The sequence below is a fragment of the Deinococcus sp. QL22 genome, assembly GCF_023370075.1.
In the GTDB taxonomy this organism is placed as follows: domain Bacteria; phylum Deinococcota; class Deinococci; order Deinococcales; family Deinococcaceae; genus Deinococcus.
Genome location: NZ_CP097150.1, coordinates 586,203 through 600,673 on the forward strand (window position 1 = coordinate 586,203; position 14,471 = coordinate 600,673).

Consider the following 14,471-nt stretch of genomic DNA (forward strand, 5'->3'; position numbering starts at 1 on the left):
AGGAGATCCCCGTGACCCCAACCAACCTTGCCCTTCACCGCAGCCTCGAAGACCTGTTTCACGGGCGCTGGCAGGCCTTGCGCTCACCGCTCCCCTGGACGCCCGGCTTCGATCCGCGTGGCGCGGCCATTCGGCAGGCCGCGTGGCAGGTTGCTCCTCTCCCGGACGAGTTGCAGACCCGCTGGGTCGAACAACTGGTGGAAGCCAGCCAGACCGCCGCGCTTGAGCAAGCCCTGACGGCCAAACCCGACGCGCTGGTGGTTGACTTTGACGATACTTTTTCCCCCACTGCGGCCAATCTGCAGGCTGGGTATGCCAATCTGGTTCAGCTGCGGGGCCGCTCAACCCCCCTGGTGATGCTGCGCCCCCGCCCGCTGTATATGGAGGAGGCGAACGGAGCGTGCGCTTCCCTTCATGACCTGGCCGTGTTCGTGGAGGCCTGCCCGGAACGTGAAACCCTGTACGTGTACCTCCCCAAGCTGGAGTTTCCGGCCGAGGCCGAGTTCTGGAACGACCTGCTGACCCAGACCGAACGCCAGTTCGGGCGGGCCCTCTACAGCATCCGCGTGTGTCTCCAGATTGAGACCCTCCCCGCTGCCTTCTATGCCGACGAGCTGCTCTACGCGCTGCGGCACCGGGCGTTTGGGCTGAATGCCGGACGCTGGGACTACGTGTTCAGCGCCATCAAATGGCTGGGGCAAGACCCCTCCTTCTGCTTTCCTGAACGCGGCGAACTGCACATGGGCCAGCCCTCCATGCGTGCTTACGAGCAGCAGCTGGCCCGCGTGTGTGCCCGTCGGGGCGCTCAGGCCATCGGCGGCACAGCGGCTCTGGCTCCCGACCTCCACCACCCTGAACTGGCCCTGGCCTTGGTGCGCGCCGATAAAGAGCGTGAGGCGTCGCAAGGCTACGTGGCGGCCTGGGCCGGCTTGCCGGGACTGATTCCCACCGTCCGGGCCGTGTTCCAGTCGCCTCCCCCAGTCTCGCGGCCTCCCCCCATGACCGAGCAGCAGGTCGCCGCAGAGCTGCTCGCCTTCCCGCGCGCCCAGGCGGTGCCGCTGCCTGCTGTCCGGGAGGCCATCGACATCAGCGTGACGTATTTCCGCGCTTGGCTGGCTGGGCACGGGGTCATCGTGCGGCAGGGACGGGTGGAAGACACAGCAACGGCCGAACTTGCCCGCACGCAACTGTGGCAGTGGGTTCACCACTGTCTTCCGCTGGATACCGGCGAAGCGCTGACGCCGGAGCGCTTCGAGGCGCTGCTGCTTGAGGGCGCCGACCCTCAAGAACCCGCCGCCCGGCTACTGCGCGCGCTGGTGCATTCTCCCACCTGCCCCGCCTTCTTTCCGGCGGTCGCCCGCACGCTCCAGGAGGTGCCTTCCACATGACCACGTCCCCAACGGTCAACGATCCCGCCTGGTCTGAGCTGGCCCAGCGCGCCCTCGCGTGCTGCGCCGATCTCGCGGCCTGCACCGAAGTTCCTGGGCAAATCACGCGCACCTTCCTCTCTGCGCCCATGCACGGGGCACACGCGCGGCTGGACGTTTGGGCCGCCGATCTGGGGCTGGACACGCAGGTGGACGCGGCTGGAAACTGGCGGGCCACGCGCCGCAGCCCGCGCCCGGACGCCCGCACCCTGGTGATCGGTTCGCACCTCGACACCGTGCCGAACGCTGGAGCCTACGACGGCGTGCTGGGCGTGGTGTTGGGCCTCAGTCTGCTCGAAGCCTTACGGGCAACCCCGCTTCCGTACCATGTGGAAGTGGTGGGCTTCAGTGAGGAGGAGGGCGTGCGCTTCGGTGTGCCCTTCATCGGGAGCCGCGCCTTGATCGGCACAGCGGACGGGCTGCTTCAGGTGACTGACGCCCAGGGCAAGACGGTTGCGCAGGCCATCACCGACTACGGGCTGGACGTGGGCACGTTGGGGGACGCGCAGCTGAGCGGCGACGTGCTCGGGTATCTGGAACTCCACATCGAGCAGGGACCGGTTCTGGAAGCGGAGGCGCGTCCGCTTGGGCTGGTGGAGGCCATCGCCGGGCAGTCGCGGCTGAGCCTCACCTTCACCGGCAAGGCCAACCATGCGGGCACCACCCCCATGCGGCTGCGCCGCGACGCGCTCACAGGGGCCAGCGCCTTTGTGCTCGCCGCCGAAACCCTGGCGCAGAACACGCCCGGCCTGGTGGCCACTGTCGGCTCGCTGATTGTGCTGCCCGGCGCGGGCAACGTCATTCCCGGTGAGGTTCAGCTGACCCTCGACCTCCGCCACGCCCAGGACGAGGTGCGGCGGGAGGCCCTGGCCAGACTGCTGGCTCAGGCCGGACAGATTGCGGAGGAACGCGGGCTTTCCTGGACTTCCGAGCTGCGAATGGAAGAGCTTGCTACCCCGATGAACCCAGCCCTCACTGCTCTGCTGGAACAGGCGCTACGCGCCGAGGGACACAGCGCCGCGGCAGTGGTCAGCGGAGCAGGACACGACGCCATGCTGCTGGGCCAAGTGTGGCCCGCCGCGATGCTGTTCCTGCGCAGCCCAGGCGGCCTGAGCCACCACCCCGATGAGGCAGTGCTGCTGCCGGATGTGGAGGCGGCTTTGCAGGTTGGAACCCGCTTCTTGCGGCTGCTAGCCGAGGAGGCCCGCTGATGTACGACCTGCTGGTGCGCGGCGGGCACCTCGTGCGCGACGAGGGCGTGGCTCTGGCTGACCTGGGGATCGTGGAGGGGCGCATTGTGGACACAGGCCCAGAACTGACGGGGTCTGCCCGGCAAGAGCTGGACGCGCGGGGGCTGCACGTGTTCCCCGGCGGCGTGGACGCCCACGTGCATTTCAATGAGCCGGGGCGCACCCAGTGGGAAGGCCTGTCCACCGGCAGCCGCGCCTTGATCGCGGGCGGGGGAACGACCTTCGCCGATATGCCGCTGAACAGCACGCCCCCGGTGCTCAGCGGCGCCGCCCTGGAGGCCAAGCGCCGCGCCGCTGAGCGCGAAGCCCACGCCGACTTCGCCCTGTGGGGTGGCCTCACTCCAGGCAACATCGACCGGCTGCCGGAACTGGCCCAAGCGGGCGCGGTCGGCTTCAAGGCATTCATGAGCCACAGCGGCCTTGAAGAATTTGAATCTCCCGACGACCTGACCTTGTATGAAGGGATGCGCCAGGCCCGTGCACTGGGACGCATCGTCGCCCTGCATGCCGAGAGCCAGTCCATCATCAGCAGCCTCTCGGCGCGCATCCGGGCGGACGGCGGCACGGGCGTCGGCGATTACCTGCGCAGCCGCCCCGCCACCGCGGAGGTGGAGGCTGTGAACCGCGCCCTACTGCTGGCCGAAGAAACGGGCGCGCGGCTGCACCTCGTTCACCTCAGCACCGGGCAGGCCGTCACCTTGGCCGCCGAAGCCAGAGCACGCGGCGTGGACGTCAGCCTAGAAACGTGCCCACACTACCTTTGCTTCACGGGCCAAGACATGGAGCGCCTGGGCGCGGTGCTCAAGTGCGCGCCTCCCCTGCGGAGCGCCGCGGAGGTGGAGACGCTGTGGGCTGCGGTTCGCCAAGGCCACATCAACACCGTCGGCTCCGACCACTCACCGAGTTCCCCCGACCTCAAGGCGCGTCCTGACTTCTTTGACGTATGGGGCGGAGTTGCCGGCGTGCAGTCGACCCTCAGCGCCCTGCTGACCGAAGGCCGGACGCGTGGGCTGACCTTGCCGCATCTGGCCCGGTTGCTGTCGCGCGCGCCCGCTGAGCGCTTCAGCCTCCGCGGGAAGGGCCGACTGGAACCGGAAGCAGACGCCGATCTCGTGCTCGTGGACTTGGAAGCCCAGTGGATCCATACCGCCGCCGACCTGCACACCCGCTGGAAATTCAGCCCTTACCTGGGCCGCACCTTTCAGGGCCGTGTGCGCCGAACCCTCTTGCGGGGAACCACGGTGTACCTGGACGGCACGTTCCCCCATCCGCCGCAGGGCCGCTTTCTGGCTCCCTCCCCCGCCCTCTCGTCCCAGGAGATGACCCCTTGACCCTACAACAGCTTGGCCAAACCCGCAGCGTCGTCGCGCCGGAATTCGCGCTTCTGACACCCGAAACCTTCATCCGCACGTCCGTCGCCGAGTGGGAGAACACGCGCTGCACTGTTCACATCGCTCCCGTCATCGGACAGGGCGCCCGCTTCACGCAGTTCACCGCTGAGATGGCGCCGGGCGCCGTGGCCAGCGCGCCGCCCCACGATATCCAGCGCTTCGTCTTCGTGCTGGACGGAGAGGTGGAACTGCAGGTCGGCGGCGGAACGCACTGCCTCGGTGAGTACGGCTACGCCTACCTGCCCGCCGGAACGGAGCACACGCTGCGCGCGCAGAACGCGGCCCGGGTGGCTGTATTCGAGAAGCGCTTTCACTTACAGGCGCAGACGTTGCCTGCCCCGGAGGTCTGCATTGGCAACGAGCGCGCTGTGCCGGGCACCGAGTTCGAGGGCGACCCGGATCTGATCGCCCGAAAACTGCTGCCCGACACGCCCAATTTCGACTTTATCGTGACCACCATGAGCTACGCGCCGGGCGCGACCTTGCCCTACGTCGAGATTCACTATATGGAACACGGCCTGCTGATGCTCGAAGGCGAGGGTCTTTACCGCCTGGGCGAACGCTTTTTACCTGTCACCCAGGGCGACGTGATCTGGATGGGCGCGCATTGCCCGCAGTGGTTCGGCGCGCTGGGCAAAAGGTGGAGCAAATACCTGCTCTACAAGGACATGAACCGTCATCCCCTCGAACTCAAGTGACCCGCGCCGCCGCGAGACAGGAGCACCCATGACCACTGCCACCCCCCACCGCTTGCCCGTGACCACCCACTACGACGTTCGCCGCGATGAGCAGGGCCACCGCTACCTCGAACCCTTCGTGAAGGGCTTTGACCTCACCCGCATTCCGCTGCTGAACAAGGGCACGGCCTTTACCCACGAGGAACGCGCCGCGTTGGGCCTCGATGGGTTGATCGCGCCCCAAGTCGACGCCTTAGAGACGCTGGTCGACCGGCTCTACCGCGACTACGTGAAGGTGCAGGCACCGCTCGACAAACACGTCTTTCTGCGCAACCTGCAAGACCGCAACGAGGTGCTGTTCTACGCCCTTCTCGCCGCGCACGTCGAGGAGATGCTGCCCGTCGTTTACACGCCCACCGTGGGCCTGGCCGTGCAGCAGTTCAGCCAGATCTACCGCGTTCCGCGCGGCCTGATGCTTTCCACCGACAACATCGGGCGGGCGGAACAGGCGCTGGAGAACGTGCCGCTCAACGATGTGCGGATCATTGTGGCCACCGACTCCAGCGCCATCCTCGGGATCGGTGATCAGGGGTTCGGCGGCATGGGGATCTCCATCGGTAAGCTCAGCCTCTATGTAGTGGCAGGCGGCGTGGGACCAGACAAGACCTTGCCAGTTGAGCTGGACGTCGGGACAGGCCGTCAAGATCTGCTGGACGACCCGGATTACCTGGGCGTCCACCACCGGCGGCTCACTGGAGACGAGTACCTGGCGTTTGTGGACCGCTTTGTCGAGGCCACCCGCAAGCGCTACCCCAAAGCGATCATTCAGTGGGAAGACTTCTCGCGTGACGCGGCCTTCACCGTGCTGGAGCGGTACCGCAAGGTGGTGCCGAGCTTCAACGATGACATCCAGGGTACCGGCGCGGTGGTGCTGGCCGGAGTGCTGAATGCCTGCCGCCTCAAAGGTGAGCGGCTGCAAGATCAGCGCATCGTGCTGCACGGCGCGGGTGCGGGCGGCATCGGCGTGACCGACGCGCTGCGCCGGGGACTGATGCAAGACGGCCTGAGTGACGAACAGGCCCGCGCCCGCCTGTTCGTGCTCGACCAGACGGGCCTGCTGCTGACTGACCGCGAGCTGGACGGCTACAAGCGCACCTACGCCCATGACCCGGCCCGCCTGGGCTTTTCCTATGAAGGCCGCGCCCCGGGTCTGCTGGACACGGTGCAGGGCGTGAAAGCGACAGTGTTGGTGGGCCTCTCCGGCGTGGCGGGCGCGTTCAGTGAGGAGGTGGTCAAGGCCGTTCACGCCCACGCGGCGCAGCCGATTGTCTTTCCCCTCTCCAATCCCACCGCCCACTGCGAGGCGCTCCCCGAAGATGTGCTGCGCTGGACAGGAGGCGCGGCCCTGGTGTCGACCGGCAGTCCCTTTGCTCCGGTGGAACTGAACGGCAAAACGTATCCCATCGGACAGGGCAACAACGCGTTTATCTTCCCTGGACTGGGCTTTGGAGCCATTTTGGCGGGGGCCAGCGAAATCACCGATGAAATGGTGCTGGCAGGTGCCTATGCGCTGAGCGACTACACCGCTCGCCAGCACCCTGAGCGCCTGTATCCGCCCGTCGCCGAGCTGCCTGAGGCCAGCGTGGAAGTGGCCGTCCGCGTCATTCAGCAGACGCTGCGGGACGGCGTGGCCCAAGAACAAGGCCTGAGCGAACTGGACGAAGCGGCCCTCACCGAGCTGGTGCGGGCAAAGTTCTGGGCGCCGACGTACCTGCCGTTCCGCGCGCCCCAGAGGGATCAAGCGTGACTGCTGGCAAGATGCTCGCCGAGGGGATCGGCACCTTTGCCCTGGTGTTTGTGGGCATGCTGGCGATCGTCAACGGCGTGGGCCTGCTGGGGGTGGCCTTTGCCCACGGCCTGGCGATTGCGGTCATGGCGACGGCCCTGGGTACCGTCAGTGGTGGGCAATTCAATCCCGCTGTCAGCTTGGGGCTGAGTCTGGTCGGCAAACAGAGTTGGGCCGATACGCTGCGCTTTGCGGCCGCGCAACTGATCGGCGGCGCGCTGGGGGCCTTCGCCGTGCTGGGGCTGACCAGCCGATCGGCTCTCAACCGGGCGGGCTTCGGCCAACCCAATCCCGCGGAGGGCGTCCCGGCCCTGAGTGCCCTGGGCATGGAAGCGGTGCTCACATTCTTTCTGGTGCTGGTCGTGCTCAAGGTCGCGGTTCGGCAGGGACACGCGCTGGGTGGGCTCATCGTGGGGCTCACCATCGTGGCGGACATCCTGGCCGGCGGCCCCGTGTCCGGCGCGGCGATGAACCCCGCCCGGGTCTTTGGCCCAGCGGTGGTCTCCGGCGACTGGACGTTTCAGTGGGTCTACTGGGCGGGGCCGCTGCTCGGTGCAGCCCTGGCCGCGGGAACGGCCCGCGCTTTGTGGCGCTTGCCCACGCAGATTGCCGCCTCCGAAGTCCGGCCCTCCTGAACGTCGCTGATCCCAGTGTCACTGCGTGAGGTGGGCGATCCGTACGGATCGCCCACCTGCCTGTCCTTAACTGAATGTGAATGTGGGGCACCCCATTGGATTCAGGGCTTGAACAGCTTCACCATCGCGGTGTACCCGCGCTTCTGGGCATGCTGCAGGGCGGTCATCCCGTCCCGATCCGCGATGGTGGGGTTGGCCCCCGCGCCAAGCAGCAGGCGCACGATTTCTGTATGGCGCAGCCCCCCATCGCCAAGAATGACGGCCTCTAGCAGGGCCGTCCAACCCAGGTTGTTGACGTGATTAACGTTGATGTCCGTCTTTAGGATTTCCCGCACGTACTCGGTGTGCCCCCGGTCTGCCGCCGGGATCAGGGCGGTACCGCCAAAGCGGTTGGTGCGCGTCAGATCCGGGTGGGCACGCAGCACCTCTCGCAGCATGGCCACGCTCCCCGTTTCCCCCGTCACCAGCAGCGCGTTGTTGTTGGCCTGGTCTTGGGGGTCTGGGTCGGCCCCAGCACTGATCAGCACCCTCGCCGCCTCCACATGATCGCCCAGCGCTGCGGCGGTCAGGGCGGTGCGGCCATCTTCCCGCCCGGCGTCCGCAGACGCGCCACGTGCCAGCAGCAACCGGACAGCAGCGGCGTCTCCGCGCCCGGCAGCCTGCACGAGCTGTGTATTCAGCACCAGGCGGTTCGCCTGAGGCACCGGAGAGGGTGCTCCACCCGCTTCTGCCGGGGGCAGGGCCAGCAAGGCGGCCAGCAGCAGGAATCTCACCGACCCAGAACGGTGGTGACCGCGTCGGTACCGCACTTCTCGTCAATGGCTCCGCTGGGTGCGCCGCCCACTCCGATTGCGCCCACCACGGCATTGTTGACGCGAACGGGAGCGCCGCCTGCCAGCACCAAGAAGCGGTCGAGGCGGGCGAGTTCCGCCGAGGCCGGGTTGGCACGAATATTCTCGGCGATTCCAGCAGTGGTGTTGCGGGCCGAGGCGCTGGTGTAGGCCTTACGGTAAGACGCGTCCACGGTATGCGGCCCGGCATTTTCCGAACGGGCTACCGCCAGCGTGATTCCGGCGCGGTCGACCACGGTCGCAGTGACGTTATAGCCCTGCTGGGCGCAGTTTTGCACGGCAAGTTGGGCCATGCGCACGGCAGCCGAGAGACTCAGGTTCGTCTGGGTGACGGTGGACGTGGTGGCAAGTTGTACCGGTTGAGGTGGGGTGGTCTGGGCAAGGGCGGTGGTGCTGAGGGCGGCGGCAAGCAGCAGCATTTTCATGCCCCTAGTCTACCCGGCCCGGCCTCTCCATACCATTCGGGCCTTCCACAGCTGCCCTCAGTAGTTTTACGGAGTCATCCGCACTCTGATTGAATCCCACCGTGTTGGAATTCAATTCGAGCGGTCTTGCAAAGCTGCGCAGCAGAGCGAGTACGAGAAAGTACAGGCCGAAGGGAGATGGACGGACTGAGTTTGCCTCGATTTGCGGCTCTTGTGCACTCCCGGTACCGCTCGCTTACTCGCAACAGCGCGTTTGTGAGCGACCAGCAGTGAGAAGATTTGCCTTTGGAAGCCCCGGTTCGTCGCAGGCACCTGAGTCAACCAGCGGCATCACTCCCGCGGAAGAGCCGCAAAACTGAGGTATCCTCACGGTGCCCCACTTGCTCCCAAAGTTCTGCACGTTCAAGCCGCTCGGGTGAAGGTAGCCCCCCAGTCCTGCTGCAGGGCTTTTTGCTGTCTCACGCGGCGTCTTTGGTCTCAAACTCGCGCAACTGTAAACGTTGGCCCCAGACAATGGCGATGAACAGGATGACTGGAAGGACGAAAGGCTTGGCCTCGTTATTGGCCCTGCGCCTGAGGGTCGTTCGCCCACGGTTCCGTCGTGGCGGCAGTCCAGTCGAGAGAACCGCATTCGCACGCTGACGCCAGATCGGCCTGAACCCGGCCACATCCCTGACAGGCCACCAGACCTGTAAATCCGGCAGGAAGTGCCGCAGGCGGCTCCAGATCCCAAGGCGGCACGATCGGCAGTCCTGGGAGCACGTCAACATCAGTGAACCTGAAGACAGAAAGGCTGCCTGCCTGCTCAAGGTATGCCCGTCTGACTTGGCCGAGCTGCTCAATCCCGACGGGGCGCAGCCGCTCAAACAGGTCTTCTCGGGTCAGATTCGCCCGCGCCAGACTGCCATCCAGAATGACGCCCCACCGCACCAGTTCTATAGGGCTGCCATCAATAAATGCTTCTACCCGCTTACTCCGGAGCATGAACAACGACACCCCATGGTGCACACCGATGACCACCGTTAACACCAGCATGGCATGAAGCAGGGGCACTTCGGGATATAGCATCGGGTCGCCTGCTGCAGAGCCCAGCGCAATCACGATGGCCAACTCCAGTGGGCTCAATTGGGCCAGGCCGCGCTTTCCCGTCATACGGAGCAGGTACAGCAACCACAGAAAGATGATGCCTGTGCGAAACGCCAGTTCAAGAAGAAGGAGTACGGACGTGTCTTCACCGATCAGCACCCACTGCCAGTCGAAGGCCCGAACGATCTCGGTGCCTGATGAACTCATGACGATGTTCCTTCAGGCCACACGTGCTGAATGTCTGCCACCATCTGTAGCTTCGAGCAAGGCTGCAGCCGCTCAATGAACCGTTTCATATGTTCTCCCTTTCTAATGACGATGTGAGCGTCCTTGTGGCGGCTTGCCATTTTTGGCTGAGCTGGCGCATGATGGCAGCACTTGATCCGCCAGCGGATTTAATCTTTTCCTGATCGCTGATGGGTCGTTGGAGGTGGTATGAGAATCCCGCATTTTCTGCTCAGTGACTTGACGGTCGTGGCCACCTCGTCCACTTCCTGCGCACACTGAGCAGCCCACAACACCGTAGCCCCCGTGCGAACTGCCAACGCAAGGCGGGGTTCCCCCTGTTGACCGCACACTTTCCAATCCAAAATCCGGTGCGGTAATCTGCCCTTTTTACTGTTTGACGCTGCCGTTCAGCAGGCGTCTGTACCCTCATGTTCTCTCGGAGTGCCTTATGACTTATGCTCTTCCACCGCCCCGTCTCGTGGTCCTTATCGGGGGGGTGAGCGGCGTCTGGAAATCCTACACGTCACAAGCGCTCGCGCGCCCCTTGGGTGCCTCCCTCCTTTCCACCGATGTGCTCCGGGCCGCCGTGCGCCACCTGATTTCCGCTCAGCTCACGTCTCATGTGCACCGCTCGTGTTTCACCGTCTGCACTGATGCAGCCAGTGAGTTACTGAACACTATCGATCACCAGACCGCTGCCGTCCTGGCGCCCGCCCTTCAGGCAGCTCTGGAGCGTGCACTGTCCGGGCACCCGCTGGTCGTTGAGGACGTTTACCTTCTCAAGACCCATATGCCTCGCGTGCTGATGACCACCCCGACCTTTCCGGTTGACGTTGAACGCCTCCAGCAACGGGGCAGAGGAACCCACCGCCAGCGTCCGGCGGAACCTCCAACGCCATACGTGAACGAGCTTAGGACGGTGGCGCCTGTCCTGATGGCAATTGCACGCGTGCAGGACTCAAACGGCAGCGTTGTTCTTCCCTGGGATGAACACACGCACGCCGCCCTGTTCCTGCTGAGCCTCAAGTGCCTCACCGACGTCACCAGCCCACCTGTCAAAGGTTTGTCGGGCGCACGAGGAGCGTGCTGTCGATGAGTGCCCAGAAACTCCGCACCACCATCCACGCTGCGATCACCCGGTTCTGGGCCTGGGTTGTCTTCCCAGAACCGGAAGAGAGCCTTAGCTTGGAGCTCCGGCTGGAGGGAGAGAGTGCCCCCCTCACGGTGGTCATCCCGAATGAGAAACGGAGTTTGCTTGTGACGCAACTGCTCTGCGGAGGCACGTCACCTGTCACTGTCAAGGATGAGGAGGGCTCGACCCACGTGATCATGCCAAGACAAGTGACCCATTTCAGATTTAAATAAGCTCCCTACAGCGCTTTTTACTTCTGCTGCCGTGAATGGTTGAAGGCCTGTACGGCCCGGAAGAGGCCGAGAAAGGCAATCACGCTCCCGGCAGCCGCCAGGACGCCACCCAGCAGGTGACCAGCCCTCACAGTATTGATCGCCATCAGGAACAGGAGCTGGGTGGCGCTGGCGAGCACCAGAATTAAAAACGAGAACCGGGCGGCGCGCTTCACCAGGACTCCTGACACCGCTTGAAGATCCTCCGGGGCGGGATGACTGGAACGCGCGCAAAGGCCCAGAGTGTCGTCGCGCCGACCCCTGGTTCCAGGCTATAGGTGCATTCGCCGTGCGGTAGTGTCAACAACGAATGATCCACCAGGCTGTACAGGTCGTCGTACCCGTGCTGGACGCTGTGATGGCGTGCCAGGCCCCGCCCGCTTTTTGCCGAAAAGCGGAAGTACGTCAGCTGCTCTCCCAGCTGCATATCTGGGCGCATGAACTGATCGGCAGTGGGCAGAGGAGCTCGAAAGGGTCGGCGGCTGGTGTGAATTTCGATCACGGTCAGGCGGCTCGTTGGTCCGGATTCAGGAGATCCCAGGAGCTGGTGGTGCCACCGGTTGGCTGAGGGAAGCACACCCCGGTGCGTGCCGGGACTGGTGGAGTGTACTTCGTAGGGTGCGGTGTCGAGGTCTGAAAGTGCACTGGGAAGTGCCGCTTTGAAAGACGTACACGCTGTGATGGTATAGACCGAGCCACGTGGAAAATAGAGCCCATGCGGGGTGCCTGAAAAAACATCCGGACGTTGACCAATGCAGGGGTACGGCTGACCATTCACGGTCACGTGGGCGCTGCCGCTCAAGGCCAGGAGAAAGCACTCGCGTTCGCCAGTGTGTCCGCTGTGGGTTTGCCCAGCGGCAAGATTCAATGTGGCAAAGCTCAGCGTGTGGCAGAGGCCGGATTGAGCACGATGAAGGCCCGAGTGAGAGGGCATGACCTGCAAGTAGGGTGGTGGAATGGCAGAGTGCATCTTGATCTCCTGATGGGTTGAAGGGATAGCGCAACTGACCGTGCTGGTTCGGTGTCCCGATCGCGCAGCGCTGTTCTGAGGAATGAGTTCACTCCTTGACGTCATGCGCTGACGCAAAGGTCAGGAGGCAGCATGGGCTGTGGCGTTCTTGTGGGACTGCTCAGCGGGCGTGGCAGGTGATGAAAAAAAGCGCTGCAGTCGCTTCGCTGAGCAGGAAGTGCGGGATTGTCATACCACCTCCAGAGGGTTGGTCTGCTTGGTCAAAAGCCTGCATTTGAGCAGATCAAATTTTGCGGTCATGATGCGTGCCGACCTCTCAAATTGCAAGGTGCCACTGCGTGACCGAAGGGTGGAGGTAACAGAGCTTGGTCATGGGATTGACGTCAAGGGACGTCCGCTCTGGCGAGGGGAAGCCGCCGGACTGATGCTCTAGAGGCGTCCCATTCTCTCGAGCCCGCACGCTGTCTTCTTCAGTCAGCAGTTCACTGGTTACGCTCTGTTCACCTGTGTCCCCACGTTCATTGATGCTGAACCCACGTTCCGCACTCTAAGGAGCTCCATAACACACCCGGATGATGTTCAGAGCTCGTATCAGGATGCGAACGCTCTGAATCTTGACGACTTAACGTCGGCCGATGCCAACGCGGGATTCGCTCGCCTGACTGGCTTGTCTGTATGGAACGAGATCGTTCAGCTGCAGCGTCGCCTGCACACTCCTGAACGAGAACATCTGCGCGCGACGCAGCGATATGACGAGGTGCCGGCGGACCTGCTCAACCGAGAGTGCGGAAGAGCCGCAAGATGGAGGCAAGCACGGGGCTGAAAACCATTTACGGACTATCACTGCTTGACTCAGAAAAAGAACAGAACCCCACCCCAGTGCCGGCCTTACCTGAATTTAAAGTGGGTCACGCGCTGCGGAATGATCATGTGCGTGTACCCATCCTCATCTTCGACCAATATTCGGGAGGCTGTGCAGGCGACCAATTGAGCGACCAAGGCGCTGAGTTCGCTCTCGTGAACGACCACATGGATCGGTGCAACCTCTCCTTCCAAATGAAGCTCAACGATGCGTTTGGATCCAGAATCTGGGAGGACGACCCAAACCCAGAAGCGGGTCATGACGCCACGGACGGATTCACGTAAATCAAGAGCGTTCATGGATGAGCCTCCGCCGGGAGACGTTCTGCTTTGTCTGATGTTGCGAAGGAAGCCTCATCCCCGTGACCAGATGTTCGGGAGAGTCGGTCGAAGGCCAACAGGCACAGAACGCTATGCGTGAGGTCATCCGCAGGGAGAACGTTGATGTTAGAACGGATTGCGCGTGCGATGAGGGCATCCTGCATATCTCTCAGCGCGCCCATATGCAGGGTGGGCAATTGAGCGGAACGCCGGCCAGAGGTTTCTCTTGCCCGTTCCTGGAGTCGTGCTTGATGCACAGCGGGGCTTGGCACGGTGAGCAGCACTTGAAGAATTTCTGTAGCGGGAACGTTCGTGTTCAGATCGGGCAGGAGATGCACGCCCTCGACTACCACAACCGGGTGTTCGGACAGCGCGCGCTCAACGGCGGCGTGCAGGGCTGGTGTCAGGGCACGGGTTTGGTGATCGACAGTGGTGAGCATGTCGCTGCTCTCGGAGCAGGCCATAAAACTTGATCGGTGCAGGTGAGGAACGACTTGGGTGGGAATCACACTGCGCACGGCAGCACGGAGAACATCGGTCGAGAGAAGATACGCGTTCAGAGTTCGTGCGAGAGCCTGTGCAGTGTGGGATTTCCCTACGCCGCTCACCCCTCCAATCAGGATGAGCAGACGGGGCGGAGGAAGAGCATAAATCATGTGCGGTACTCCAAGGGGTGCTGGAACAAGAGGCGCCTGCAGAAAGTAAACGCTGTAACACAGAGATCAGGCGCATGAGCGAATGGTCGCGGGACGACTGAGCGCCTACGCGATGGTTCAGGCCGCGCTCCGTTTAGAAGCGGCCGTCAAAGGAACTTGCGGTGTTGTGTAGATGCTCAGTTCGCGCAGCGGGTGGACAAGATGGCCACGACGGTCGCTTGACTGAGCAGGAAGTCCGGGATTCTCATACCACCTCCAAAAACACGGCAGCGATCAGCACGACACTTCATCAGCTGGCGGGTAAAGTGCCGTCATCATGCGCGGCGCACGCTCAAAATGCAAGCTACTCCTCCGCTTTGAACTTAGAGTTCCCCTGCACTTGGGGTAACAAAGGGGGAAAGAAGCGGCCTGTGCATCTTTGCCAGGAGCTGCTCTCCTCCGCA

At 63.7% G+C, this 14,471-nt stretch carries 14 protein-coding genes; 7 read left to right on the forward strand and 7 right to left on the reverse strand.

Features of this window, described 5'->3' with window-relative positions; translation table 11 throughout:
• Positions 1–11 precede the first annotated feature (11 nt).
• The 6 genes from M1R55_RS19050 to M1R55_RS19075 are packed head-to-tail and all read left to right on the forward strand — an operon-like array spanning position 12 to position 7,226.
• Positions 12–1,388, forward strand: a complete 1,377-nt coding sequence (locus M1R55_RS19050) for a malate synthase A (protein ID WP_249394498.1) — start codon at positions 12–14, stop codon at positions 1,386–1,388.
• Positions 1,385–2,638: an allantoate amidohydrolase gene (locus M1R55_RS19055; RefSeq protein WP_249394499.1), complete on the forward strand. Its 1,254-nt coding sequence runs from the start codon at positions 1,385–1,387 to the stop codon at positions 2,636–2,638. Before M1R55_RS19050 ends, M1R55_RS19055 begins: the two co-directional genes overlap by 4 nt.
• Complete coding sequence (locus M1R55_RS19060; protein ID WP_249394500.1) at positions 2,638–4,008, forward strand: allantoinase; 1,371 nt, start codon at positions 2,638–2,640, stop codon at positions 4,006–4,008. The genes M1R55_RS19055 and M1R55_RS19060 overlap by 1 nt, the downstream gene beginning before the upstream one ends.
• Positions 4,005–4,766, forward strand: a complete 762-nt coding sequence (gene allE / locus M1R55_RS19065; protein WP_249394501.1) for a (S)-ureidoglycine aminohydrolase — start codon at positions 4,005–4,007, stop codon at positions 4,764–4,766. Before M1R55_RS19060 ends, allE begins: the two co-directional genes overlap by 4 nt.
• Positions 4,767–4,818: 52 nt before the next feature.
• Positions 4,819–6,552, forward strand: coding sequence for an NAD-dependent malic enzyme (locus M1R55_RS19070; RefSeq protein WP_249394862.1), 1,734 nt, complete (start codon positions 4,819–4,821; stop codon positions 6,550–6,552).
• On the forward strand, positions 6,549–7,226 hold the full coding sequence (locus tag M1R55_RS19075; protein ID WP_249394502.1) for an MIP/aquaporin family protein: 678 nt from the start codon (positions 6,549–6,551) through the stop codon (positions 7,224–7,226). Before M1R55_RS19070 ends, M1R55_RS19075 begins: the two co-directional genes overlap by 4 nt.
• Before the next feature lie 101 nt (positions 7,227–7,327).
• On the opposite strand, the gene M1R55_RS19080 is transcribed toward M1R55_RS19075, so the two are convergent.
• From M1R55_RS19080 to M1R55_RS19090, 3 genes are all read right to left on the reverse strand, one after another.
• A complete protein-coding gene (locus tag M1R55_RS19080) occupies positions 7,328–7,930 on the reverse strand; it encodes an ankyrin repeat domain-containing protein (protein WP_249394863.1) in 603 nt (200 codons plus the stop codon).
• Between the two features lie 65 nt (positions 7,931–7,995).
• Entirely contained in the window at positions 7,996–8,502 is a 507-nt protein-coding gene (locus M1R55_RS19085) for a heme-binding protein (RefSeq protein WP_249394503.1), read from the reverse strand.
• Positions 8,503–9,060: 558 nt separating this feature from the next.
• Entirely contained in the window at positions 9,061–9,795 is a 735-nt protein-coding gene (locus M1R55_RS19090) for a YetF domain-containing protein (RefSeq protein WP_249394504.1), read from the reverse strand.
• Positions 9,796–10,360: 565 nt separating this feature from the next.
• On the opposite strand from M1R55_RS19090, the gene M1R55_RS19095 reads away from it, so the two are divergent.
• Entirely contained in the window at positions 10,361–10,912 is a 552-nt protein-coding gene (locus tag M1R55_RS19095) for a hypothetical protein (RefSeq protein ID WP_249394505.1), read from the forward strand.
• 286 nt (positions 10,913–11,198) lie between these two features.
• Here the strand turns inward: M1R55_RS19095 and M1R55_RS19100 are convergent, their stop codons facing one another.
• From M1R55_RS19100 to M1R55_RS32245, 4 genes are all read right to left on the reverse strand, one after another.
• The gene (locus M1R55_RS19100) at positions 11,199–11,396 is read right to left on the reverse strand and encodes a hypothetical protein (RefSeq protein ID WP_249394506.1); all 198 of its coding nucleotides are present in this window, start codon (positions 11,394–11,396) and stop codon (positions 11,199–11,201) included.
• The gene (locus tag M1R55_RS19105) at positions 11,393–12,295 is read right to left on the reverse strand and encodes a 5-deoxy-glucuronate isomerase (protein ID WP_371827213.1); all 903 of its coding nucleotides are present in this window, start codon (positions 12,293–12,295) and stop codon (positions 11,393–11,395) included. The genes M1R55_RS19100 and M1R55_RS19105 overlap by 4 nt, the downstream gene beginning before the upstream one ends.
• 783 nt (positions 12,296–13,078) lie before the next feature.
• Positions 13,079–13,351, reverse strand: coding sequence for a hypothetical protein (locus M1R55_RS19110; RefSeq protein ID WP_249394507.1), 273 nt, complete (start codon positions 13,349–13,351; stop codon positions 13,079–13,081).
• On the reverse strand, positions 13,348–14,028 hold the full coding sequence (locus tag M1R55_RS32245; protein WP_371827214.1) for an AAA family ATPase: 681 nt from the start codon (positions 14,026–14,028) through the stop codon (positions 13,348–13,350). The genes M1R55_RS19110 and M1R55_RS32245 overlap by 4 nt, the downstream gene beginning before the upstream one ends.
• Between the last annotated feature and the right edge of the window lie 443 nt (positions 14,029–14,471).